The sequence below is a fragment of the Avibacterium sp. 21-586 genome (assembly GCF_026226775.1).
In the GTDB taxonomy this organism is placed as follows: domain Bacteria; phylum Pseudomonadota; class Gammaproteobacteria; order Enterobacterales; family Pasteurellaceae; genus Avibacterium.
In genome coordinates this window covers 219,930-243,713 of record NZ_JAKKOD010000002.1, presented here as the reverse complement: position 1 = coordinate 243,713, position 23,784 = coordinate 219,930, and the positions used below count along the sequence as shown (strand labels likewise).

General features: G+C 43.3%; 31 protein-coding genes. 6 read left to right on the top strand and 25 right to left on the bottom strand.

From position 1 onward, the window contains the following. The 3 genes from aroE to L5B71_RS08820 all read left to right on the top strand — a co-directional run bounded on the left by aroE (nucleotide 1) and on the right by L5B71_RS08820 (nucleotide 2,778). Nucleotides 1–831, top strand: coding sequence for a shikimate dehydrogenase (gene aroE / locus L5B71_RS08830; protein ID WP_265758022.1), 831 nt, complete (start codon nucleotides 1–3; stop codon nucleotides 829–831). 329 nt (nucleotides 832–1,160) lie between these two features. Beyond that, nucleotides 1,161–2,690: a sodium-dependent transporter gene (locus L5B71_RS08825; RefSeq protein ID WP_265758021.1), complete on the top strand. Its 1,530-nt coding sequence runs from the start codon at nucleotides 1,161–1,163 to the stop codon at nucleotides 2,688–2,690. Continuing rightward, nucleotides 2,683–2,778, top strand: coding sequence for a methionine/alanine import family NSS transporter small subunit (locus L5B71_RS08820; protein WP_265758020.1), 96 nt, complete (start codon nucleotides 2,683–2,685; stop codon nucleotides 2,776–2,778). The genes L5B71_RS08825 and L5B71_RS08820 overlap by 8 nt, the downstream gene beginning before the upstream one ends. Before the next feature lie 79 nt (nucleotides 2,779–2,857). Here the strand turns inward: L5B71_RS08820 and L5B71_RS08815 are convergent, their stop codons facing one another. Further along, the gene (locus L5B71_RS08815; RefSeq protein ID WP_265758019.1) at nucleotides 2,858–3,250 is read right to left on the bottom strand and encodes a hypothetical protein; all 393 of its coding nucleotides are present in this window, start codon (nucleotides 3,248–3,250) and stop codon (nucleotides 2,858–2,860) included. A 76-nt stretch (nucleotides 3,251–3,326) separates the two neighbouring features. Between L5B71_RS08815 and L5B71_RS08810 the strand changes: the two genes are divergently transcribed. Beyond that, nucleotides 3,327–3,599, top strand: a complete 273-nt coding sequence (locus tag L5B71_RS08810; protein ID WP_265758018.1) for a helix-turn-helix domain-containing protein — start codon at nucleotides 3,327–3,329, stop codon at nucleotides 3,597–3,599. A gap of 239 nt (nucleotides 3,600–3,838) precedes the next feature. Continuing rightward, entirely contained in the window at nucleotides 3,839–4,027 is a 189-nt protein-coding gene (locus tag L5B71_RS08805; RefSeq protein WP_130230444.1) for a DUF6900 domain-containing protein, read from the top strand. Nucleotides 4,028–4,046: 19 nt separating this feature from the next. Here the strand turns inward: L5B71_RS08805 and L5B71_RS08800 are convergent, their stop codons facing one another. The 14 genes from L5B71_RS08800 to L5B71_RS08735 form a co-directional block, all read right to left on the bottom strand. Then, nucleotides 4,047–4,901 (bottom strand): hypothetical protein, encoded by an 855-nt coding sequence (locus L5B71_RS08800; RefSeq protein ID WP_265758017.1) that lies wholly within the window; start codon nucleotides 4,899–4,901, stop codon nucleotides 4,047–4,049. A 60-nt stretch (nucleotides 4,902–4,961) separates the two neighbouring features. Continuing rightward, nucleotides 4,962–5,072: a Com family DNA-binding transcriptional regulator gene (locus tag L5B71_RS10620; protein ID WP_265758349.1), complete on the bottom strand. Its 111-nt coding sequence runs from the start codon at nucleotides 5,070–5,072 to the stop codon at nucleotides 4,962–4,964. Nucleotides 5,073–5,240: 168 nt separating this feature from the next. Then, nucleotides 5,241–5,801 carry a Gp49 family protein gene (locus L5B71_RS08790; protein ID WP_265758016.1) on the bottom strand — a complete coding sequence of 187 codons (561 nt, stop codon included), beginning with the start codon at nucleotides 5,799–5,801 and terminating at the stop codon, nucleotides 5,241–5,243. Between the two features lies 1 nt (nucleotide 5,802). After that, complete coding sequence (locus tag L5B71_RS08785) at nucleotides 5,803–6,297, bottom strand: enoyl-CoA hydratase (RefSeq protein WP_265758015.1); 495 nt, start codon at nucleotides 6,295–6,297, stop codon at nucleotides 5,803–5,805. After that, nucleotides 6,287–6,892, bottom strand: a complete 606-nt coding sequence (locus L5B71_RS08780; RefSeq protein WP_265758014.1) for a DUF4376 domain-containing protein — start codon at nucleotides 6,890–6,892, stop codon at nucleotides 6,287–6,289. The genes L5B71_RS08785 and L5B71_RS08780 overlap by 11 nt, the downstream gene beginning before the upstream one ends. A gap of 10 nt (nucleotides 6,893–6,902) precedes the next feature. Next, on the bottom strand, nucleotides 6,903–9,113 hold the full coding sequence (locus L5B71_RS08775) for a pyocin knob domain-containing protein (RefSeq protein ID WP_265758013.1): 2,211 nt from the start codon (nucleotides 9,111–9,113) through the stop codon (nucleotides 6,903–6,905). Nucleotides 9,114–9,149: 36 nt separating this feature from the next. Next, complete coding sequence (locus L5B71_RS08770; RefSeq protein WP_265758012.1) at nucleotides 9,150–9,719, bottom strand: phage tail protein; 570 nt, start codon at nucleotides 9,717–9,719, stop codon at nucleotides 9,150–9,152. Continuing rightward, entirely contained in the window at nucleotides 9,712–10,824 is a 1,113-nt protein-coding gene (locus L5B71_RS08765) for a baseplate assembly protein (RefSeq protein WP_265758011.1), read from the bottom strand. Before L5B71_RS08765 ends, L5B71_RS08770 begins: the two co-directional genes overlap by 8 nt. Beyond that, nucleotides 10,821–11,180: a GPW/gp25 family protein gene (locus L5B71_RS08760; protein WP_265758010.1), complete on the bottom strand. Its 360-nt coding sequence runs from the start codon at nucleotides 11,178–11,180 to the stop codon at nucleotides 10,821–10,823. Before L5B71_RS08760 ends, L5B71_RS08765 begins: the two co-directional genes overlap by 4 nt. Nucleotides 11,181–11,235: 55 nt before the next feature. Next, nucleotides 11,236–11,847, bottom strand: coding sequence for a phage baseplate assembly protein V (locus L5B71_RS08755; protein ID WP_265758009.1), 612 nt, complete (start codon nucleotides 11,845–11,847; stop codon nucleotides 11,236–11,238). After that, entirely contained in the window at nucleotides 11,834–12,898 is a 1,065-nt protein-coding gene (locus L5B71_RS08750; protein ID WP_265758008.1) for a phage late control D family protein, read from the bottom strand. The genes L5B71_RS08755 and L5B71_RS08750 overlap by 14 nt, the downstream gene beginning before the upstream one ends. Continuing rightward, the gene (locus L5B71_RS08745) at nucleotides 12,891–13,121 is read right to left on the bottom strand and encodes a tail protein X (protein ID WP_265758007.1); all 231 of its coding nucleotides are present in this window, start codon (nucleotides 13,119–13,121) and stop codon (nucleotides 12,891–12,893) included. The genes L5B71_RS08750 and L5B71_RS08745 overlap by 8 nt, the downstream gene beginning before the upstream one ends. Continuing rightward, nucleotides 13,102–14,028, bottom strand: a complete 927-nt coding sequence (locus tag L5B71_RS08740; RefSeq protein ID WP_265758006.1) for a phage tail protein — start codon at nucleotides 14,026–14,028, stop codon at nucleotides 13,102–13,104. The genes L5B71_RS08745 and L5B71_RS08740 overlap by 20 nt, the downstream gene beginning before the upstream one ends. 8 nt (nucleotides 14,029–14,036) lie before the next feature. Next, nucleotides 14,037–16,892 (bottom strand): phage tail tape measure protein, encoded by a 2,856-nt coding sequence (locus L5B71_RS08735; RefSeq protein ID WP_265758005.1) that lies wholly within the window; start codon nucleotides 16,890–16,892, stop codon nucleotides 14,037–14,039. A gap of 46 nt (nucleotides 16,893–16,938) precedes the next feature. Between L5B71_RS08735 and L5B71_RS08730 the strand changes: the two genes are divergently transcribed. Beyond that, complete coding sequence (locus tag L5B71_RS08730; RefSeq protein WP_265758004.1) at nucleotides 16,939–17,217, top strand: hypothetical protein; 279 nt, start codon at nucleotides 16,939–16,941, stop codon at nucleotides 17,215–17,217. On the opposite strand, the gene L5B71_RS08725 is transcribed toward L5B71_RS08730, so the two are convergent. The 10 genes from L5B71_RS08725 to L5B71_RS08680 form a co-directional block, all read right to left on the bottom strand. Beyond that, a complete protein-coding gene (locus L5B71_RS08725; protein ID WP_265758003.1) occupies nucleotides 17,202–17,393 on the bottom strand; it encodes a GpE family phage tail protein in 192 nt (63 codons plus the stop codon). The genes L5B71_RS08730 and L5B71_RS08725 overlap by 16 nt on opposite strands. Further along, on the bottom strand, nucleotides 17,350–17,619 hold the full coding sequence (locus L5B71_RS08720) for a phage tail assembly protein (RefSeq protein ID WP_265758001.1): 270 nt from the start codon (nucleotides 17,617–17,619) through the stop codon (nucleotides 17,350–17,352). Before L5B71_RS08720 ends, L5B71_RS08725 begins: the two co-directional genes overlap by 44 nt. A gap of 88 nt (nucleotides 17,620–17,707) precedes the next feature. Then, nucleotides 17,708–18,226 (bottom strand): phage major tail tube protein, encoded by a 519-nt coding sequence (locus tag L5B71_RS08715; RefSeq protein ID WP_265758000.1) that lies wholly within the window; start codon nucleotides 18,224–18,226, stop codon nucleotides 17,708–17,710. Nucleotides 18,227–18,239: 13 nt separating this feature from the next. Further along, nucleotides 18,240–19,625: a phage tail sheath family protein gene (locus L5B71_RS08710; protein WP_265757999.1), complete on the bottom strand. Its 1,386-nt coding sequence runs from the start codon at nucleotides 19,623–19,625 to the stop codon at nucleotides 18,240–18,242. A 12-nt stretch (nucleotides 19,626–19,637) separates the two neighbouring features. After that, nucleotides 19,638–20,174 carry a Gp37 family protein gene (locus L5B71_RS08705; protein ID WP_442780745.1) on the bottom strand — a complete coding sequence of 179 codons (537 nt, stop codon included), beginning with the start codon at nucleotides 20,172–20,174 and terminating at the stop codon, nucleotides 19,638–19,640. Further along, nucleotides 20,110–20,541: a gp436 family protein gene (locus L5B71_RS08700; RefSeq protein WP_130238545.1), complete on the bottom strand. Its 432-nt coding sequence runs from the start codon at nucleotides 20,539–20,541 to the stop codon at nucleotides 20,110–20,112. Before L5B71_RS08700 ends, L5B71_RS08705 begins: the two co-directional genes overlap by 65 nt. An 8-nt stretch (nucleotides 20,542–20,549) precedes the next feature. Then, the gene (locus L5B71_RS08695) at nucleotides 20,550–20,876 is read right to left on the bottom strand and encodes a DUF7210 family protein (protein WP_265757998.1); all 327 of its coding nucleotides are present in this window, start codon (nucleotides 20,874–20,876) and stop codon (nucleotides 20,550–20,552) included. 66 nt (nucleotides 20,877–20,942) lie between these two features. Then, nucleotides 20,943–21,866, bottom strand: coding sequence for a major capsid protein (locus L5B71_RS08690; RefSeq protein ID WP_265757997.1), 924 nt, complete (start codon nucleotides 21,864–21,866; stop codon nucleotides 20,943–20,945). Between the two features lie 21 nt (nucleotides 21,867–21,887). Beyond that, the gene (locus tag L5B71_RS08685) at nucleotides 21,888–22,994 is read right to left on the bottom strand and encodes a peptidase (protein ID WP_265757996.1); all 1,107 of its coding nucleotides are present in this window, start codon (nucleotides 22,992–22,994) and stop codon (nucleotides 21,888–21,890) included. Between the two features lie 236 nt (nucleotides 22,995–23,230). Then, a complete protein-coding gene (locus tag L5B71_RS08680; protein WP_265757995.1) occupies nucleotides 23,231–23,722 on the bottom strand; it encodes a phage virion morphogenesis protein in 492 nt (163 codons plus the stop codon). Between the last annotated feature and the right edge of the window lie 62 nt (nucleotides 23,723–23,784).

Sequence of the window (23,784 nt, the reverse complement as noted above, 5' to 3'; positions counted from 1 at the left end):
ATGAATAAGGCTATAAATAACAAAGGCAAAGATCTCTACGCCGTGTGGGGTAATCCCATTGCACAAAGTAAATCCCCACAAATTCATCATATTTTTGCTGAACAAACGCAGCAAGATTTGGACTATGTGGCAATACTTGGTGATGCACAACACTTTGAACAGCAACTACTTGCCTTTTTTGCTGAAGGCGGCAAAGGCTGCAATATCACCGCGCCATTTAAAGAGCGCGCTTTTCAGCTAGCCACTCAACACAGCGAACGTTGCTTACTGGCAAGTGCTTGTAATACATTAAAAAAACTCGCCGATGGCACGCTTTATGCGGATAACACAGACGGCGCAGGGCTGGTGAGCGATTTACAGCGTTTAGGCTGGCTCAAACCACAACAATCCGTGCTGATTTTAGGCGCAGGTGGGGCAACCAAAGGCGTGTTGTTTCCCTTATTGCAGGCGGAGCAAACTATTCTTGTGGCTAACCGCACCTTAGCCAAAGCCACAGAATTGGCTGAAAAATTCAGCGCATACGGCAATATTCAAGGTTGCACCCTTGCCGATATTCCTATGCAAAAATTCGATCTCATCATCAATGCCACTTCGCTCGGCTTACAAGGTAAAACCGTGGCAATTCATCCAGCCCTTTTGCAACAAGCAGGTGCAGTGTACGATATGCAATACAGCAAAGGCGCAAACACGCCATTTATCGCCCTCGCCAAACAACAAGGCGCACAACATTACAGCGATGGCTTCGGAATGCTAGTCGGCCAAGCTGCCCACGCCTTTTATTTATGGCGCGGTATAATGCCAGATGTAGAACCGTTACTTAAAAACCTTTAATCCTAATAAAAAAACCTAGCTTAATGTGCTAGGTTTTTTATTGGTTAAAATGCAAACAAAAAAACGGTTATTTTTAACAAAATTTTTTGCATTTTTTTACACCAGTTTTTTATATGGAAAGAATATAGGCTTTTTAGCACGATCATTTATTAATGCAACCATTTTAGCATATAATTCTAAAAATTAAATTTTTAGCAAAATTTAAAACTATAAAAATTCCAAAAATACAGAAGCTTTATCTATTTATAGTATTTTTAACTATTGACTAACTTGGATATTCAGCTATATTTCTTACCTTTAACATTTCTTTAACGTTTATAGGTAAAAATATGACACAATCAGCAAAACGCGAAACCTTCTCAGGTAGCCGAGCATTTATTTTAGCTGCTATTGGTTCTGCGGTAGGATTAGGGAATATTTGGCGTTTTCCCTATACCACATACGAAAACGGTGGCGGCGCATTTATTATTCCTTATCTTATTGCACTGTTAACCGCTGGTATTCCTTTATTATTTCTCGATTATGCCATTGGCCATCGACACCGGGGTGGAGCGCCATTATCTTATCGCCGTTTCAACCGACATTTTGAAACCTTCGGTTGGTGGCAAGTAATGGTCAATGTAATTATCGGGATTTATTATGCTGTTGTTTTAGGTTGGGCTGCTAGCTATACCTATTTCTCTTTCAGTTCTGCTTGGGGAGATAAGCCGATTGACTTTTTCTTACATGATTTTTTAAAAATGGGTGATATTGCTCAAGGTGTCAGTTTTGAATTTGTCGGCATGGTAGTTGGTCCTCTCATTGCTGTGTGGCTCATTTCACTTGGTGTGTTATCTCTCGGTATACAAAGAGGCATCTCAAAATCCTCAACAATTTTAATGCCTGTATTGTTAGTGATGTTTATTATCCTTGTTGTATCATCACTATTTTTGCCGGGTGCTGAGAAAGGCTTAAATGCATTATTCACACCAGATTGGTCAAAACTTTCAGATCCAAGCGTATGGATTGCGGCTTATGGACAAATTTTCTTCTCACTTTCTATTTGTTTTGGCATTATGATAACCTACGCCTCTTACCTCAAAAAGGACTCAAACCTTACTGGTAATGGTCTCGTTGTAGGTTTTGCTAATAGTAGTTTTGAACTGCTTGCTGGAATAGGGGTATTCGCAGCATTAGGCTTTATGGCCACGGCTTCTGGTCAAGAAGTCAACGAGGTAGCAAAAGGTGGGATTGGTTTGGCATTCTTTGCGTTTCCAACGATTATAAATAAAGCACCATTTGGTGAAGTACTCGGTGTGTTATTCTTTTCATCTTTAACTTTTGCTGCATTAACTTCGTTTATTTCAATTCTTGAGGTAATTATTTCTGCTGTACAAGATAAATTAAGAATGCGCCGAGTAAAAGCGACATTTTTTGTTGGAATACCTATGATGCTGATTTCAATATTACTATTTGGAACAACAACTGGTCTGCCAATGCTTGATGTACTTGACAAATTCGTTAACTATTTTGGTATTGTCGCCGTGGCTTTTGTCTCATTAGTTGCAATCGTAGCAAATGAAAAATTAGGTATTCTTGGCAACCACTTGAACGAGACGTCTTCTTTCAAAGTAGGATTTTTATGGCGTTTATGTATCGTTCTAACTACAGGAATTTTAGCCTTTATGCTATTGAGTGAAGGGGCAAAAGTATTTACTGAAGGTTATGAAGGTTATCCAACTTGGTTTGTTAATACTTTCGGTTGGGGAATGGCAATAAGTCTCGTAGTAATTAGTTTCTTACTCTCTCGCTTAAAATGGAAACATGAAGAGTTATTGAACGCTGGAGAACAAGCAAAAGAGGGGCAATCAAATGAATAGTAGCGCAATCATTATGATGACAATCGCGTTGGTGATTATTTGGGGCGGATTACTTTTTTCAATCAAAAATCTGCCAAAAGATAAATAAAAATTCGCGGAAAATGCACCGCACTTTATAATCTATAAAGTAAAACAGCCACTTATTCAGTGGCTGTTTTTTATCAACATTATTCTTGATCTTCCTGCTGAGTAAGCTTTTCTTGTTTTGAATGATAAAAATATAGATAAGTCAAACCAATCGGGGCAATCGCCCAGCTAAATAAAAAGCATAGAGACATCGTAATAATTTTAGTGCCGAATAACAACATCGCATTTACAAAAAACTCATTACCACCCAAGATATAACCTACCACACTTTCATACACAAAACGTGAATAAGGATATAAAAAGAGAGAAACGCAATTCATTATTGTCATTGAGATAAATCGGCTATCAATCGCCCCTTTTCCCGCATTAAAGATTATTGCTTCAAATAGCATAAAAAGAATTAAGCCAAAGAAAAAATGGCGGAAATAGTACGCCTTATTTAAGCCACCAAAAGTTTTGCTGATAAAAGACATTTTTCGCTCCTTTCATATTAGTTGAATGTTTGCACCTAAAACAGGTTCATTCTACCTTGAACCTAAAATAGGTGCAATGAAAAAATTACGTACATCTATCCACGCTGAAGAACAACTATTTCTTCGTCAATTATTTATCGCTCAACGTCAGGCGCTAGGCTTATCTCAACGTGCTCTAGCTGAACGTTTAGGGGTAATTTATTCATTAATTGGAAAAATAGAAACGGGTGATCGGCGCCTTGATATCATAGAGTTTATTGAATATTGCCAAGCATTAGAGCTTCAACCGAGCAAAGTATTACAAAAAATTCAACAACAGTTTTTCCAAATTAATGAAAAGAGCGATTGAAGCCGTCCGCGAAAAATGAGAAACGCGTCCACATAACTTGAGAAAAATTTTTCCCACGTTATGTGGATTTTTTATGCCATTTAAACGCCATTTAAACCACCTTTAAATTTTCTGAAATAGACCTCCATACTTCTCCAGTTTTATTCCTAACCACTCAGACTCACTACCGCTTATTTCAACTTTACTCTTTCCCCATACAGAGCAATGATGTCCCCAGCACAAAAACAGGAGAATAAACAATGAAAAAACCAACTGAAAAAGCCATTAATAAAGTATTAGAAACCATTGCTAAAGAGGTGGGGCGTATTGATACACTAGAAACAAGAATGAGCGATCACCTTGATTTCTACGATATGCCAGTATGGTGTATGAAAGCGATGATGAAGGCAGCCTATGAGGCTGGCTATAACGCAGGAAAACAAAAATAGGGGCGTTAGCCCCTTTGTTTTAGAATTTATAAACGAGGTTATCCTCATATTGCACCTGATAATTTAACGCTGCTTTAATTGTTACTCGCTCAGCCTTGTCAAAGGTCTGCCAGTTATCCTTTTTAGCCTGTACAAGATACCCAATAAACCGCACAAACTCAGACTTAGTGGAACTAAAAAAGATATAAGGTGGTCGAGTGAGGTCAATCAGCTGTAAAAAATCCACCAAATCAAAATAATTTGCCATTTTATAGCTATTCTGCCGTGTACAAAGGTAAGGTGGGTCTAGCACAAACAAGGCTTTGGGATTATCGGCAAACTTAGGCAACAGCGTCTGAAATGGCTCGCTGATTATCTCAAGCCCATCAAGATAATCTTCCGCGGTAGGGTAATCAGTGAGCTTTATCCCGTGCCAAAATGTCTTACTAAATAGCTCCTCAAAAGATCCAACTTGTTGCCCGCTAAAGAGCAACCAACTAGCGATAGTATTGAGGTCTTTAAATCCATTAAAATTATTGATTTTATTGATAATTTCTTGCTTTTTGCTGTTGTCTAATCGCTTGTTTTTAGGTATAATATCACCAACAATTTGAAGCAATTCTGCGCGTAAACGATTAGTGTCGTTTATGTGCTTTAGCCTGTCTGCATATCCATCAAAATCATTGTAAATCACCCTCGCTTTGGGTTTTATACGCTTAGCTACGTGGCTTAACAGCCCGCTCCCGCCGAAGGTATCTATAATCGTCCAGCCCGCACCATCATTAGGAATATTGTCATTTAAAACCTGTTTAAAGGCGTTTAAAAACATCCGTTTTTGCCCAACAAAAGGGAGTGGTGCTTGTTTGTAATGAAGGGAATTTGTTTGATTTGCCATAATTTATCCTTAAATTATGGCGTTCTGGTGCTCAAGGCACTCGGACACTCTGAATTGAAGTTAGTGGGATTGCTTAAATGTGTTGAGCGTTTTGCAACGCACGCATTTAATTTCTAAAAATTGATTATCTTTTGTGCGTGCTAGTAGCTTTTTGCAGCGCTTGCAACGCATTTCTTGCATTTTATTTTGCATAGACTTTCTCATTTTGTGCGGTTTTGTTAAAATCCGCCCGTCTGGTCAGACAGAGCGGTCTTGGGTCTATGCAGGCGTAATCTGCTTAGGCTGGTGTCGCGGGGGTAGGATACCGCGACATCGCCGCTTTCTTCCTTTTTTGTGGTTTTACATTTTCGCCTCCCAAATAATATCTAACTCGTGCGGGATAACCTGATTTTGCTCGTCTTTATGGTAACTACCATCAGCATTATGCCAATGCACCTCTGGTAACTCCGAGCCTGTTTGCTCAACCACTAACAACTTACCAAAAGGGCTTGTGTAAACAATTTGAGCCTGATTGCCGTTGCGCAATGTTACAAAGCCTTGTGATTGCTCGTGTAAGCGCTGTTTAAGCAAATATCCCTCAAGCTCCCAAAGTTTGGCAAAGGCATTTTGATAGGCAACTTGCTCACCAATCTTAGCGTCATAGTGTTGCTCATCTGCACACGCACTGGTGCCAACCAGTTTAAAGCCGTTTTTAAGGGTGATTGTGCAAATAGTCAGTAAATCTTGATGTACATACTGGGTATTTGCTACCAAGCTGTCTAAATAGTCTTTTGTAAGTTTGGTCATTTTATTTTGCCCTTGTTGGTTATCGCTTTGTAACATAAATCGACTCGTAGCTTTAGCATCCATCACTACTGCGTAACTCTGCAAATGCTCTCCTTTGATTGTGATTTTATCCATTTCATTTTGCTCCCTGATTGAAAATTGCAGCTAAGTGATTTGGACTAAAACGCCAACCCTCATCACCGCCATTAATTGCATTAGCACACCATTCCGAACAGAAAAATTTGTCGCGAGATTGTGGCGTAAATAACACCACACCTAATGCACCAAGCCAGTCATAATGCTTGCCTTTGGTCTGCTCAAAATAGCGTTTAATTTGTTGCTCGGTTACACCATTAAGCGGGATTAAATCCCATTTGCCACTATCTAAGTCAATCTGTTTACAACGCACGCCACCATCTCGGATAGAGGCGCTATAACAATCATAGATAATCTCGTGGTCATAATGATGACCATTAAGCCACTCTCTACGTGCAACAACTAGCTCGCAATGCGAGTATTTGCCTTTAGTGAGTTTGCGAGTGAGCCAATCACCTAATTTGGCTTTTAGCACGCTAAATCCTTTACCACTGCGATTGCCCTTATATAGGGCTAAATAGACGTTATGCTCCATATATTGCACTCCAACCTGTTGAATAATCATAATCAAGCGGATTATCCACCGCCAACATTGCCAAACGGTGGCGTTCGGCGTTGGCAAAGTCTGCTTGCTCGTGGGTAAACATTGCTAGCGACAACTCATTAAGTAACGCTTTTGTCATCTCCACAAAACTGTTATCCATTGTCTTCCAAGCCGTTGGCGGAAAATCTGGGAGCGTGCGCATAAATGTGTATTGCTGACGACTCGCATCGTCGCTATGAAACCACTTATCCACGCTCTTAACATACACACCCCCACGGCAATTTTGATAGCGCTTTTGCTTGATTTTTCCCCAGACTTCGGCTTGTTGACTTGCTCGTAGCTTGGCTTGTTTTGACTCATCAAGCACCCATTTATCCTCTTGCCAGCTATGCAAAGGGCTAGGAGCTTTACCTGTCCAATACAGTTTTCCGTTTTCCGCCCATACTTTCCCCCCCCCAGTTATGCTCGCAGAGATAGCATTTTTGGTGTCATCGTCTGTAACAGCCAACCAATCTCCGTTTAGCTCCTGAGTTTGCCAAACCTCAAAATCACAAAATGTTTTTTGTTTTACATTGTAGTACAACATATATACATCCTTATCTAACTGTATCCGAACCAATAACGATTACTGCACGAGACAAGCGGTCTCCCCAGAAATAAATTTTATTTCCTCCTTTATGGACAACACCTGTCGATCTACCTCCTGCATTATCTACAGCCATTGCGATGGCAAGACCGTCATAAGACTCGGGCAGATAATATTCGCCTGTGCTCGCCGCCCCAAAATTAACCAACGTAATTTTTAAATTTAGGTGCTTAAATCGATATACTTCTGCTCCTTGATAATGGTTTGGATAATGTTGGCGTTGTAAATCACTCCGTTGTAAAAAACAATCATGCAACCAACCATATTGCTTCGCCCATAACGCCCCATTGCTGTTAATAATCATCGCAGTATGACGGCGGTCTTGATTTGCATTACCTGCGGGCGTGGTCATAAATGCCACTTCAGCGCTGCCATTGCCTGCATCGGTGATATGCATTCCACCTTTATTTATTCTCCCTGCGTGGAAATGCCCATCAAAATGTACCGCTGTACCTTGACCTCCGCCCTTATTAACTAAAGCAATGCCCGCTTGTCCGTGACTGCCATTGGCTGTGTCCTCAATAACAAGCTTGCCCGTCATCGTATCGCCCGCTTTATTGACTTTTTGGGCATTAAGATTATTAACCCAGCTCTGATAAGCCACCGTCTCATTTTTGTTAGCGGAGGGAAATGACACGTAACGACTATCACCATTCGAAAAGCGATAAACAAAGTTAAAGCGTGGGTCGGTTGCCGATGCGGGATTAACTTCCCATCGCCAATAACCGCCATCTGGCAGAGTAGCTCGAACACGCTCCCAGTTACTACCAGTAATATTGATATAGCCCAGCGCACCAATAGTCCCTGCAACTTGCAGTTTTTCTGTGCCATTGTCGGTGGTTTGCCCCACTGCTACATTGCCTGTTTGCCCAAAGAGCGTTAGGTTGCTACTGTATTGGTCTCTGCTATTGGTTGTCACCAAATTAAGTACGGTGGATTTGTCCTGCTTAATACCGGCAACTATTCTGACTTTAGTGACATCCGCACCGTTTTTTGACGCGTTAAAATTGATGCAACTAAAATCCTTATTGGGTACATCACTATTAAGCTCAACAGCACGATTAAGCATATTGATGTAAGGGATATAATTGGGGTCATTACGGTCAATCACTAAGCGATAGTTGCTTTGTAGTGTACCTGTTGAGGTTAGATTTGGCGCAGTAACATTACCTGCAAATGTCCCGCCAAGCTCGGTTATACTTTGCAACCAAGCCGTCCAATTCCCAGCAATTTTGCGGCGCACGAAAATTTGCTTGGTGTGAAAAGTGGTAAATCGCTGAAAATATCCGTTGCCAAACACCTCTAACGCCCCATCCGCTCCCGCGATAGGATAATTTTTATCAAGCGTTGCTTTAGACGTACCTACGATATAATAATTGCCGTCTATTGTTATCTCATTAAGATTTTGGTCTGTGCCAATGGGGGTAACCAAATTGTCCAGCCTCACCCAGCCATTAGCCCAATTATTGTTACTCTTAAATCGCTTATACATCTTGCCGTTAGAGGCAAAATAGACTTGCTCCGTGTTTGATAACACAAGCAACACACCAGACGTCGCTTCAGGATAATTATTATCTGTTGTGTTACGATAAGTTGGATTGTTATAAATACCCTTAACGGTAATATCGTTGAGATTATCGCTTGCGGTCAATGCCCGCTGGACAAAATCCGTAATGCCATAACCAGCAAGGGTTGTGGCAGGCGATTGTCTGGCTTGCGCGAGAGTATAAGCACTATCCGCTCTATTTTTGGCCTCAACACCTTTATCGTACGCCGTTTTAGCGGCCGCACTGGTGGCTACGGTGTCGCTACTTGGAGAGGTAACGGAGTTTGATTTTTTGCTGTTGGGGATATAATTCCCTAGATTGCGAGTGAGTGCGTCAATTAACCCCTTGAGCTTTTTAACTACTTTAGGGGTGGCCGCTTCGGTTTCGCTGTCGCTATTATCACTGCTATTTAATTGCACCGTCCCTGTTTGAGCGGTGGTTGCTGACCGCTCAACATAGCGTCTTTCTACCTCTTTTTTGAGGTATTTGGTACGGTTAGCGAGTTGTTTAATGGGTTTATTGGTAACGCCATCTGCGCCACCATGAACAGGATCATTTTCTTCAATTTGATAAATACCCGTTTCCCACTTTTCTTGTTCTGTTAAGTTTGCCATTTATTGTCCTTAAATACGTTTTAAATGATGTTTAAACTATGCCGAGCCGTGGTTATATGCGCCGTTATAGGTGGCTTTGTTGTTATAGCGTATCGGTGCTGCTTTATAGTCCAGCACTGCTAGCACACAACGTGCTGGGGCAAAGCTAAGTAATACCTTACGAATTTCAGCGGATTGCTCGTTGGTGATAGGTTGATTTAGGCGGATGGCATAAGCTGCCCAACGTTCGGCTTGGGGTATGGCTGCCACACCTTGATGAGACTCGTAATTACGCGCTTTTAGCCCCTCATCAATTTCAATTTCGCCAAAACCTAACTGACGCAGCACGTCACGAATTGCCCAAGGTGTGCCTTTATAACGATGCAGTTTTACCGCATTGCGCACCAGTTGACGTTTAGAGGCATTATTTTCAGCCACAAAAAGCCCGTCATAACCTGTAACACTCCATTTCTCGGCTAGCAACTCAATCCATTTATCATCAAGCAATTCCACGAGACTAGTCATAATCTGACGCTTTGCACTTAAATCTAGCTTATTGCCAAGATCGGCAAGTGCGGTGTATTTTTCGGAACTATCAATAATGCTTGGGTATTGTAATTTAGCCATCTTGTCGCACTCCATTGACATTTATTGTAACTTGGGTGCAGTTAGCCCATTCGGTGGCGTTTAGCACCATTTTTGCGGGTTGCTGGATTGCCACATCATAGACCCCTTCAACGCGCAACACTTGCATTAATGCAGAGGGGACGACGTCCATCCCGAGTTTTTTAGTGCGGCTTGCCAAATAATCCAACAAGGCATCGCGTGCTTTGGTTTTAACAATATCTTCACGATAGCCCTCAAGTAGCGTAAGTTCCGCAACAATTTGATAAGTGCGGATGATTGGGTCTTTAACGCTCACCACATCACACAGCGGACGGCGATGCTCTGGGCTTAAATAAGCCTGAATGGCTTGTTTTAAGCGTCTATCAGGCACGCCTGTAACAGCAAGTGGGTAAATATTTACCTTGCCACCGCCCCCATTAATCACTTGCACGTCCACAATCTCTTGCGATACGGCGCGCGTATGGTATTGATAAGCAGCAATAGAGCCACAGGTATTAAAGGCTTCAGGGGCTTGCAAAATACGCTCACGGTAAGCCTCATCATCTTCTTCTGCGATACCGCCACTGGTGACATCAATATTGCTAACCGTAATAGTTTTATCGGTATTTAATGGGTGTTTTAATTGCTTTACACGCCCAATTTCCCATCCATTACCAATAACGCCCACCTGATTAGCTTGAGCTTCAATCTCAACATAGCTAATCAGTGGCGTAATAACATCATCAGTTAGCGTAATAAAGCTCAATTCAGGGGTGACCATCACTTCAGTCCCTTTTGGAACTAAAATACTGCTATGCTCACCCTCTACGCTAAATCGCAACACACAGCGCGCCGCTTTATCACGCAAACGGTAACAGCCAAATGGCTCACCACATAAATCCAATGCCAGCCCCACCGCAAATTGTGGAAAAGTTTGTAAAAAGGCTTCATTGATACCTTTACGCACCAGCAATTCACGGTAGGCATAGGTTTGGATAATAGAGCGCTCAATATGGGCAGGTTGTAAGGTTTTGCCCGTGCGTTGCTCGTAATCGGCAATGGCATCACTTAAAATTTGTTTTACGTCTTCGTGGACAATTTTTACGTCATCTTTTAACCAGCTCATAACTTGACCACCGCTTGATAAATTTCTCGGTACACTGCGGTTTTCAAATGCCAGTAAATCAGGCATTCAAACTGTGGTGCAGTGCCTGTTATCTCAATGCGCTCAACCTCAATGCGTGGTTCCCATTTATTTAAGGCGTAGCTAATTTCACGCACGATATTTGGGATAGCAATATCTTCAGGTTGATCTAAATAGTTAAAATGATCACTACCAAATTGCGGGCGCAAAATATCTGTGCCTTTGATTGTGTTGAGTATATTGGCAATGCACAGATGGATATCATCAAGTCCTTGTTGAGGTACGTTGTTATCTAATTCTGGGGCAAGTTGCCAATGCGTCGTGAGTTGTGTATTCATAGCCCTGAGAATACAGGGCTGAAAGGGAAATTGATTTTAAAGTCCTTTAAAGATTTTATTTGGCTGAGCTGGTGTCGTTACCATCACCTTGCTCAGTATGCACGTGGTTTTTAAGGCTAATATTATCCGCAGTAATATCACCACCTTGGGCTTTAAGCGTACCGTTGATTACCGCTGTAGCCCCACCATCGCCCCCATTACCTGTCATACCTTGCATATAGGTCAATGCGCCTTCCACAAGCAAATTGCCTGTGGTTTTGGTCTCAGGGCTATCAAGGGTGATAAGGCTTGGGGATTTGACTAACACCGTTCCCACTGCATCAATCACCACATCGCCTGTCGCCCTATTGTGCGAAATGGTTGTGCCATTTTTAAATTTGAGCATAAACATTTCGCCATTCGCTACCGGCACAGGGTCTTGTTGGTTATAGATTGCACCTAGCACGCAGCCACCTTCACCGCGAGCATCTAATAACAATGCCACAAGCTCTCCTATATCAGGCAAGCAATAAAATTGATTTCCCCCAGCATTAGGCACAAGATAATGCAACCACGCTGTTTCTAGGTCATCAAGGGCAGGTATTTTACACCGCACTTTATGGGCATTCACATCAACCGCAGATACAATACCTTCTTGATAGGTGGCGGTAAAATTATGGGTTTGCATGGGCTACCTCCATACCTAAGGTGATCAAATCATCTGGGATAAATTCAAGCATTCGTACCTCAATTTCTGTTTGATAGCCGCTAAAACGGCTTAAACTATGCCTTGCGCTTTTAATCAGATACTTGCCACTAAACACGCCTAAATTACGCAACAAAATCGTATTGCCAGCGACCAGTTTCGGATTGCCCCAAAGCGTGATATTACCCGCTTGCTGGTCATCATTTTGTTCCGCCAGTGCTGCATCAGCCCTGGCATCAATTTGCTCTTGGCTTTCGCCTCGGGTAACAATGCGTAAGGTGTCCCCACTGGCTTCGGCAGATTGCTTGATATTTTTGCGCCGTTTCTTGGCATTTTTGCGTTGCTTGATCACCTTTTTGCCATTGGCGTCATAGCCCGTAATTTCCACCGCTTTAGCGGTGTCTTTAATGCGATCACGCAATCGCAGGCTTATTACATCTCGCTCATCAAGCACCGCGACTGGTGCAGTTTGACCTAGCTCATCTTTATGGGTAAACACCAGCTGGTTTCCCACAATCTTAAAGTTGTGATGATATTCGCGTGCTAGGCGTGACAAAAACTCCACATCGCGCTCTTGGTATTGGGTTACGCGCTTGATGGGGATTGGCTTAATTTGCCCCACCACCTTAAGTTTTAACCGCTCCGCCACCTGTGCCACGATTTGCGCAAGGGTAGTGTTTTCATAGGCTTTGGGTTTTAAGGTGCGATAGTTTTTACTAATCCCACTGCTTAATGCCCGCAAGGTAATGGTTGAGGGATGTGCCTCATATTCCACTTCGTCGATTTCAAAACCGCCTATATCCACTAAAGGTGAGCCTTTATAGCCAATGGCTGCAATCAATTTATCTCCTTGTGTGGGGAACCACTGACGTATCCATTTACCCTGAATATCTTCAAACGTAACGCTTAATTCATCGCTTTGCCCTTCGAGATAATCGGTATAACTCAGTTCAATTAAGTGCGGTTCAATTTCTGCAGAAATATTAGTTTTCTCATAAAACAACGAAAAATCATACTGGGCCACATTAGCCATTATTCCCCCTTAGCCAAGGCGGCATTGCCTCATTTTGAGTAGGTTGCACCCGTAAAACAGGGATATACACCGTTACCCCCATGGGTAATACTTCATAAAAACTTAAGTGTTGGTTGGCATCAATAATGCGACTATATGCCAAGGGATCACCATAATAATAGTAAGCCAAGCTATCCCAACGCTCACCCAGTTTAGCTGTATGCTTAATCACGGTTTGCATCATCGCGCTCCTCATCATTACGCAACACCACCCACGCAGTCATTTCCGCTGTCGTGGTAGCAAGGTTATCAATATGTTCAACGGCGTCAGCAAACGCATTATCGGCAGGAACAAACCAATTTTCCCAGCCTGTTGCATTGGATTGCTCAAAATGTGTTTTGCTAAGGGCAAGAGCATCATAAATCGCTTGTCCAGCCTCAACAAACTCACCAACTACGCCCAAATAAGGACGCACTGCATCAAAAGCGGTTCGCATTCCCATAAGATCGCCAAATGCGCCCAAAGACTGATCTAAGCCTGATAAGGCGTGGGGCAAATAAGCAAGGGCAGACTGCGGATCGCTTTTAAGTTGCCGCATTATGGCCACGGTATTTTTCATCTCATCAACCGCACGCTTACCTGCTTGATACAGTTGGACACCACGATTAACGGTATTTTTTACCGCACTCAGCGTATTAGTAAGATTTTGCGGTAAAATTGAACCTAAAATGCTACTGTCGCCTAGCTGTAATGCCGCACCCAATAACCCCTCATCTAATTCCCCCACATATTCAGTAAGACTAATGGCAATCTCGCGGCACAATACATTACCTTGCTCATCGGTAAACAGGGTAGTAGAGCTTAAATCGGTGATCACATAATTGCCTTTTACCCCATTACGCCCCCACACAAGGGCAAGTGCCCGTTGTGCCGATTTTGCCGCACTTAATGCACGCCAACGGCTTTCCACGCCACCGATTTGATGATGTAGCCTTGCAGCGAATTGCAAAGTGGTCAGCCCATCACCTGTGGCTTGTAGCCGTGGCTTACCGCGCATTACTGCGTGTTCCGCAAAACTGGCTTGTTGAGTTTCAGAAAACTCAGTTAAGTCAATGGGTTCAAATGCGATATCACCTAGTAAACAATACATCTTTCCTCCTAATAGGCTCTACGCTGGCGTTGGTCTATCATCTGGTCAAAAATACGTTCAACGACACGCTCAAGTTCACGGCTACCACGTTGCATTGCTTGAGTAATATCTGCCAAAATATCCGTTTTCGCTTGATTACCATTGACATTAATCACAGGGCTAAAATGCACGACAATAGGTGATTTATTTTGCGTCTGCTCTGCCTGAGCCTTTTGTTTTGCACGTTGAGAGAGAGCTTGCTGTACGCCTGCTCTGTGCGATTTCCTATTTGTACCTGTTTTAGCTTTTGATGCTAAGCTTGGTTGCTTTTTCACTTGTTGGGAGGCGATTGCTGTGGTAGTTGTTGCAATCGTACTTTTAGGCTGTGAAGCCTTTTCCATTGCTGGTTCTAGTGGTTTTACTGTCGCAAAAGCAGATTGTCCCGCGGTCATCGCAAGCTGGCTCAAGCGTTGGATATTAGCCACGCCAAGACGTGAGGTGGTTTCTTTGTTTAAAACATATTCACCTTTATGGACTACACCTGCAACTTCGTGTTTACCACCATCACCTGTATAGCCACCCGAAGAAAAACCTCGCTTTTTAGTATTTTTAAGGACAAGTTGTGCCCCTTGAATTGCCATTTCACTTGAGCCTATCGCAGATTGGGCAATATTCGCCTGCTTAGCGGATATGGTTTGTTCAGCCTCAGTCGCAAATCCGAGCTTACCTTTTATCCAATCTACTGTACTACCAATAAAACTTTTAACCCCCTCAAAGGCCTTACTTATACCTTCACCGAGTTTATTAATCATTCCCTTACCAAACTCGGTAAAGCTACTCGGTAAATCGATACCAAACCAACTTAGCACTGCAGCAAAGGCTTTATAAAATAGACCTATCGGTGACCAATCAAGGATCGTGGCTGTAATGTTGCCGATCCCTGAATTAAAAAAGCCTTTCACTTTTTCCCATATATCTGAAAAGAAGGTTTTAATAGGCTCCCAGTATTTATAAATTAAGAATGCCGCACCCGCGATAGCCATAATTGCTATACCAATAGGATTTAAACCTAAGGCACGCCCAATAAATAAAATGCCTTTACCCACAAGTTGTAAGCCACCAAATAGCTTACCTGCTAACGTCATACCAAGTTTAAATCCCCACTTATTCGCAGAGATAAACGCTGACGCGACGCGTTTTGTCGCCCCGAATATGCCACCAGATAAGCCTTTAGCCAGTCGCCAGCCACCTCCGCCAACAAAGCTAAACGCACGATTTAATAGGCGTAATTTCAAGCTCAGTTTAGAGAAATCTCCTGTTAGGCGTGCTAAACGTATCGCATTAAATACCCCGTTTACTTTTGTTGCGGTAACATAAAGCCTGATAAAAGGACCAAAAAGCAAATTAAGCCCATAACCAACACCTAAAAAGCCAAGTTTCATCGCAATTAACCCACCGACAAAACCTACTAGGGTTCTAATTAACCCTTTATTTTCGCTAATCCAAGGTGTTAATGTATCTTCAATGAAATGTTGACCTGCTTTAGCCATCTCTTTTAAGTCATCCGCAAACGCTGAACCTATCGTTCCTACAGCACTTTCCCACACACCGCCTAAGGCTTCCATTGCGGCACTAAGGGTACGCGTTTTTTGTGCAATGCGTTCTTCAAGGCTGGCTTGCTCACGCATTTTTTGCAAAAACTCTTCCAATCCCTGCTTACCTTTTTGCGCAAGCAAAAGCGCAACACGTTTGCCTTCTGTGCCAAAAAGCGCATCGGCTACAAGACCAGCACCCTCATCACCGTATTTTTGACGGATAATGTCAAGCTTTTCTAGCTCGGTCATCATGCCATCAATACCTTTAAAATTGCCCTTTTTGTCCCAGAAATTAAATTCAACACCTGAACCTTCCAAAATATCGCGCGCTTCGGCTTTCATACCTTTTTTAGCTTCAGCAATCAATTTAGGACCTTTATTCATACGGTCAAGCATTGTGGAAAAGTTCGTCCCGAAAGAGGTACCTTCTAACCCTTGCTGTGCAGCCAACCCTTGGATAGCAAAAATTTTCTTGGCATTTTCCTCTCCAGTGAGCTTCATAGAACGCACATTAGAAGCATAGTAAGTCATAGCTCCATACATTTGTTCTTTATTCATCCCACCCGCAAACATTGCACGTTGTAGATTATCTGCCGAGGCTTTCAACTCAGCCTCCGAAAGCCCATGTCCTTCCATCAATTTTGCCAGAAACTCACCACCCTCAAATTGATCCATGCCTAACAGCACATTAAGTTTTGCTGCTGTTTGCAATCCTCCACCTATAAGGATATCATCGCTTACTCCTTGCATTTTTAAGGCGCGAGCAAGGTTATAGAAATCCTTTTTTGTTCCAGGTAAATCACGTCCTAAATCATCGGCAATTTTTCCAATTTCCTTGAATTTGCCGAACGAACCATCGGCTTTCATCATCGTAATTTTTAGGTCATTAGCGGCGTCTTCCTGATCCATATAAGTCCGAATTGATGTCATTAATGGGCGCCCTACCGCATAGGCGTGAGCAGAGGTTTCTAAAATTTGACCTTGCATACGTTTTTTGGCATTACTCCATCGTTCAGAAAATGCCATTGCACCATTGAGGCGTTGCTGACTTTTTTCAGCTCGCTTAATTGCACTATCTAACTGCTTATAGCGTTTTGCTATAACATCAAGGCTTTTGGCAGGATAGTTCATTCGTTGTAATTCACGCCCGAAACGGTCTTGCTGTGCTGTAGCCTTTTCAATTTGGCTAGATAGGCGAGAGGATAGCTTAGTTACTGTTGTAAATGCCGCGCCAACACCTTTTAGAGTTGCTCCAATAACTAATCCGATCATTAATTCATTTGTTGCCATTTTTTCTTTCTCACGGTAAAGTTAGCTAATAAGACTAGGAGGGAACATGAAGCAAGAGATACACTCAGAGAGAACATTGGCGATTGCGAAAGCCATTATGGTTTGCTCATTTATTGTGGCTGGGGCTTGGGCTGCGATAGATATTTTCCCTGCTACACAATTTGCAGCTGCCACAGGGGTTGCTGAAATCGGTTTTATTGCGATTTTCTACGTCTTCTTTTGGATATTTATCGCTCTGCTTTACTCAGTCGCTGTCGCAGTAATAATGCCTATTCCAGCCCTGCTTATTGGGTTTTTAATTAACTGGGGCTATACTCGCATATAGCCCGCTTTAATTTGTCGATTAACCTGTGTTAGCCAGCAATCAAGCTCATCCATTGTGAGAGCATCAATATCTGCTTGCGTCCAGCCATACCACCAAGCCAAATCCGCATAGAGCGTATAAAGCTCATCAATATCAACCTGCTGAATCGAACAGAAAGCCGCGAATGAGTTGCACATCCTCCCAATCTAACGCATCAAAATCTTCTTGTTGCAATCCTGCAACCATTGCCATCACAGCGTATTCCGTAGCAACAGGGTCATTTTTGCAACGTGCTGCTGCTTTGCGGTGATCGCCTGCGGTAATACGGCGCAACGTAACTTCTTCCAATAAGTCGCCTGAACCTAAGTTAATAGGGTGAGATAATTTGATTCGGTTAGTTGGTTGTTCAACTTGTTTAGACATAAAAAACTCCTTGGTTGGTTTTGTTTAACTTCGCCAAGGAGTTTACTTAAAGGGGCTTTAAATTGGTTTTAAAGTGGTTTAAAGATTTTTATTGCCCGATATTGGTGCGGTATTTTTGCAATACATCTTGCCCATTTACACGGTAGATGTTGGCAAAGGTATCTACATAGAGCAGCTCTTTGCCATTTAACGTCTGCTTAATTGAGTAGATTTGGAAACTGTCTTGCAGTTCCACCGCCTCTTTAGGCTTAAAGCTACCGCCTGCGGTTTTGTTAAACTGCACATTCATCACCGTTACTAGCGGAGCTTCTTCTTTCAATCCCATTGCATTAAATACCTGCAAATTAGAGCGGATCATTAATTGCTGATGCTTAAATGGGTTCGTGTTTTGCGCACGCACTTCGGGATAAAAACTATCCCATGTTACCTCACCCTCAAGGGCATTTAAACCCGCTGGCAGTTTAATGGTTGCCACTAAACCAAGCCCTTTATGCTCAATTTGCTCAAACTCAATGTCTGCCACCTTAATTTCTTTGGCTTTACCCAGCAAAGAGTTACCGTTGAAATACACATTGGCATTGACGATTTGATTAATTGCTGTACTCATTTTTGCTCCTTAATTATTTTTGACCAACCAAATTCACCAAATATTTACGCGTCATTACCGAGCGGTTGCTAATGCGTTCAGCAGGCAGTTTTGGTGTGTAATCGTAGGTGAGTGGGATTTGCCCTCGACTAAAGGCATCAGCCAAGTCGTAGTCATAATCTAGCCCCACTTCAAAGCCCACGAGGCTTTTTTGCGTACCTAAATAGGTGCGGATGGTTTCCAGTAGGCTGTCAATCAACGCATCATCAATCGGGCGATCGATATATTGCAACTCCGCGCGGCGAATGCTTTCGTCAATTAAATCCCCTGTGCGCAAGGCGGTCTCAAAGTTGATAATATGGGTAACGGTTGGAAAACAGCTTGAGCGGTTACCCCATAACCTAAACCCTGTACCAAAACTATTAAAAATCGTGGTAATGCCCACGGCATTTAAGCGATTAGTTTCACTTTGCAAATCATCAATGCGGGCCGTTAATGGTACTTCCATACCAATTACGCCCAACAATTCACGGTTAGATGTACTAAACCAATAGCCGTGCTCCACGTCCACTTTCATTCGTAGGCCCGCTGCGTGCGTGGCAAGGCTTTCTAGCCCACCGCTCATTCCTGTGGCATAAGGGTAAAAATGGCGTACACGTTCAGAGCTCGCTTTAGCGTTGATATTGCCAAGTGGACCCCGCCCTTCAAGGGCTTTGGATAGGGTGGTGCCTTGTGGTAATTGTACATACGCCACCGCTTTAAGTTGTTCTGCTAATACCTGTAATGCAGCGGCACAAGTAGCGGTTTTGTCAAACTCAGGACAAATCAATATCTTGGCATCTGCCCCAAATTTATTAAAGCCATCACGCAATAACTCAAAGCCTTTACGTGCGCCTGTGGCACTTTCCACACCGCCTTTAATCTCTGCCTCTGTGACTTTGGTTGGGTCAGCATAGCTATAAGTGGCAGTTAAAGTAGACTGGCTTGCTTTTAAGCGGATTTCGCCTGTTTGCATATCTACGGTGTAATCATCACCAAGGGTTAATGGCGTGCCATCTGCTTTGACCGTTAGCGTCAATAGCGCAGGTTTTTCTGTATTAGCAATTAAGGTATTTGGGTCGGCAGTGAGTACCTCATCTTGGATTTCGGTTTTATGCTTTGTAGGGTCAAGTACGTTAACGACATACACCTGCCCGCTAGCATAGCGACTCAAAATATCAAAAGCATCAGGTAGGGTAAACCCTTTGCCTGTGATTGTGCCAAATTGCGCAAAGTCTTTTTTAGTTTGACAAAGCGTTAATTCGTTGACTGCCCCCATTAGCGCAGTACCCACAATGCCAATAATTGCCCCATCAACCGTTTGTACAGGGACAGAGCCACCTGTTTCGCGTTTGGTTTCAGTTCCGTGGTGAAAAGCCATTTTCTTTCTCCTCTAAGGTTTTCCCGCATATCGTAATAGTGCGGTGGTAAATTTGGTTAAATCTTGTGGTTCGCGTCGCTCGACTTGCCATGTGCTGGTTTGTACGATGAGCTGATACTGCCAAAGCCCTTCATCTTCGCCTGCAAACTCTTCGCTAATCAGCGTGCAAGGCTCGCAATTTGTTGGACGAAAGCCCACAATCGCAAGGCGCACCTTATCTAGCACATCAAGCGCGCCACTATCATCGTGCTGGCTACGTGCAATCACGGTTAAGGCGATATGCACATAACGCCTTTGATGGACAAGGTCAGTGCTACCTTGTGGCTCAAACTTCGAGCCTGCGTATTGCACTAAAATCGTGCCGTATTCATCCCTGACGTAATAATTTTTCAAATCGTCAGGGAAGAGCTCGACCGTAAAACGGTCAAGCTGTTCGAGTAGGCGTTCTTGGACGCTCGTTAAAATTGGCAAGGTGGCAGACATATTAATACCCCGACAAATCCACTTTTTCGGGCGCACGCGCCACAAAACGCGGCACTGACGGCACATTGTCATCCCCATCTGCCCCAAGTTCGGTTAGCCCTAAATGCAGCTTACCCGATTGAATGCGCTCTAGCTCTTTCAAGGCTTGTGTGTAACCTTCTTTCACTAGGTCGGGAAACTTGCCATCGGGACGACGGGAATAAAGCCAATAGCGCGCCAGCTGAAGACAAAGATTGCGCACCAAGGTTGGCACCTGTTCCAGTGGCAAGCGGTAGCGTGAACGCAAATGCCCATCGACCATTTCACAGGCGTGCAAGCAGGCCTTTTCTAACACCGCAGTGTTGATTTCTGTTGCACGGCTACTGTCATTGGAAAGCTCAATTAAGATCCGCTCACTCACCAGCTCTAAAAGGTCGAGGGGTTGAATGTACATCACTACTCCTAGGTGTTTGCGTTATCGGTATTTTTTTCTGTATTGGACTTGCGTTGTTTCTCTTCCTTCTTACGCTGGGCCTCTTCTGCTTTACGTTTAGCATCTTCTTCAGCTTTACGTTTAGCCTCTTTTTCCTCGGCACGTTGTAATGCTTCTTCCGCTTTGCGTTGTTGTTCAGCTAGTTTTTCTTTCGCACTTTCTGTTGGCTCAACATATAAGGCGATGTTTTGTGCTTCTTCTGGCGTCAGTTCAAGGGTTTCGCCGACTTCATAACGTTTACCGTTATGCAACACAGCCACTGCGCCAATCACGGCATAAAGTAATTTTTCGTTCATTGTCTTCTCCAAAAAATTGATATTTTTCAACCGCACTTAAAGAGCGTTTAAATGCGGTTTAAAGGGTTAAGCGATACAGTCTTTGACTAAATAACCCGCTGGTTTGCCCACTAAATGCGGTTTATAAATATCAGTACAACGCACCACTTCTAACTTGCCACCGCTTTCTTGGTAGGTATCCACAAACAAGCCCTTGCGACGGCGAACCGTATAGCCAAAACTTGGCTGATACACCGTGCCTTTCTTATCGGCGGTTTTAGGCACATAAGCCAACACCACGGTTTTTGTCCAGATGTCTTTTAACTGCCCACTTTCCTCAAATACGGCTTCACCAATTTTGACGGTATCAATGTCAATTAAGCCCGCAAAAATTTCAGGGGTAATCACACCTTTTTGCACATACTTAATTTTTTCAATCACTTTCGGATGCGATTTCAGCACCTCCCACACATCGCCTGCAATCACGCACACATTGGCTTTATGTCCAATCGTACGTTTAATCGCTCGTTTTGCTGCGTCAAAGACGGCAAACGGGTCAGAGTCTTTGTGGCTAAATTGGCTTGTGCCACTTAACGCCACTTTGTTAGTCGCGTCATAGCTGGCATCATTTTGCGCAAGGGTGGCGATTTGTTTTTCGCGGTCTAACGCAATCACATCTTGGATAACGCCTAGGGCGTATTGACGTAATGGGAAACTGGCTTCATTGCTTTCGCGGTAATCAATGGCATATTCCGCATCGTGCTCTTCCAACGCCACATCAATCGCGCCTAAATCTTCGGGTTCTAGGCGGTTTGATGCCCCTCGTAAATTACGTGTAGTGGTCGGAATACGAAACGCTAAACGCCCAAAGGTTGGGATTTTGGCCGCCTCTTTGTCGATTTCAACGATCGGCATTAAGCTGTCGCCAATCAGTTCATTGTTGTGATAGCCATACGCCAAATTGGTGAGTACAGGGTCTTGTACGCGTAATTTTGATAAATCCAGTGCCATAAATTGCTCCTTGTTGGTTAATTAGTTAAATAACGCATTAAATGCGGTGGTGTAATCCACATTGTGCTCGCCCATATAAGCACGAATGCGTTTATCGGCATCAATGCTGGCTGGACTTGTGCCTTCGGCATAGTCCACCGTTTCATCTTGCAGCGGTGCGGCTTTGTCTTTGGTTGCCACTTCCTCGAACTCGACCACTTTCGGCTGTTCTTTAAGATAGGTTTTAAATTGCTGAACAAGGCTTTCACCCTCTTCAAATTCAACCACGCCCCCCTTGGCCTGCACCGTCATGGCATTGAGTATTGATACCACCTTGTCTTTGTTTTTCGGGGCAAGTTTGCCTTCTGATACTAAGGCTTCGGCAAAGCTGGCATTCTCGGCTTTGGCTGAGTTAAGTTCTGCTTCGGCTTTTTCCGCTTCTGCCTTGGCTTGTGTCGCTTTTAGTTGCTCATTTTCTTGACGTAAGCGGTCAAGCTCGGCTTTTTCTTCTGCACTCATTGCGGGTTCTCCTTCTGGTTGTGCGTTGTTTTCGTTAAAGTCAGGAACAAGGGCATCAGTATGGCGATATTCCCCACGGATACTTTCCTCTTGCACCGAACTCACTAAATAATCAGGCAGGGCTTTATCTGCTTCCTCCTGTCCATACTTGCCAATCACCCAATCCCGTAGTCGCCGCCAAAGGCTTGATTGCGCCCAATCGCTAAACTCAACAATGCCTTGTTCTTCCTCATTAAATTCAGGGTTGCGCAAACCTTTTACCGCAGGTGGTACGGCGCCAAGAAAGCCCACGTGGCGTAAATACAACTTGCCAGCAACGGGGTTGTTCGGGCTATCAGGCAAGTAAAAAGATGCCGATACCTTTTTAAATCGTCCGTTCTGTACCATTTCGGCAAAATCAGGATCAATCTGGGTAAGCTCTGCTTGTAAGGTATCGCCGTTAAGCTGTAAACCTTTCACCCACGCATAAGCGGGGTGATTATCTTTAGGGTGTCCGATCACCACGGGTGACTCGTGGAATTGCGGGTTATAGGCATCGATCGCCTGCTGTAATGACTCTGTGGTGATGTTCACCACATTACCATTAGCGTCAGGGCGAGAGCCTGCACGAAAAATATCAATAAGGGTCATATCGGTGTCCTTGTTTGCTGAAACACCGATAGATTAACGAAAGGAACGGGGAAAAGATTTTAAAGTCCTTTAAAGATTTTTTAGGGGCGATATTCAAATAGCATTTAATCTCTATTTTGCAAATCGTTTAAAGGGCGTTTAAATGCGTTTAATGGCGTTTAAATTTTTTAAGACGATAAATTACCCTAGTCAAAAATAAAAACGCCACAGAGGGCGTTTTAGGCGTTATTTTAAAATTATAAACCTTGCTCAATTTGACGCTGTAAAAGTGCGGTGGCTTTTCTCAATAATTTTTGTTCATCTTGTTTATTGAGACCCAACCAAGGACGGGCAGGGATATCCGCCTTTTTAGCAAAAATCTTGCTTTTGCCAAAGCGTAGCCGTTTTGCTTGTTTTGGCACAATCTTGCCACCAAACTGATGCAGGCGGGCATATTTGGCATCGCTACCAAATTCCACGTGATGATCATCATAATTGTAGGCTGTCTTTTGCGATAAGTAGCCATCTTGCTTTAAGATTTTATTATTGCCTTTAATTTGACGAGTGATAGGCGAAAGGGCTTGCCACTTTTTCCCATTAGGGGAGACTTCTTGTTTAAAGCGTTCGGTGTGAATTTTCTTTAAGGTTTCGCCCAGCACACCATAGAGTTTACGCGGGGCTTTTAAGGTGCGTGCGATACGTTCCAACTGCTGCTTTGGTAGCGTATCATCAAGGGTAATTTTAATCATTGTGTTACCTCACAAATTGGATTAAAAAGAAAGCGTGGTAATGTTGCCACGCTAACGAAAGG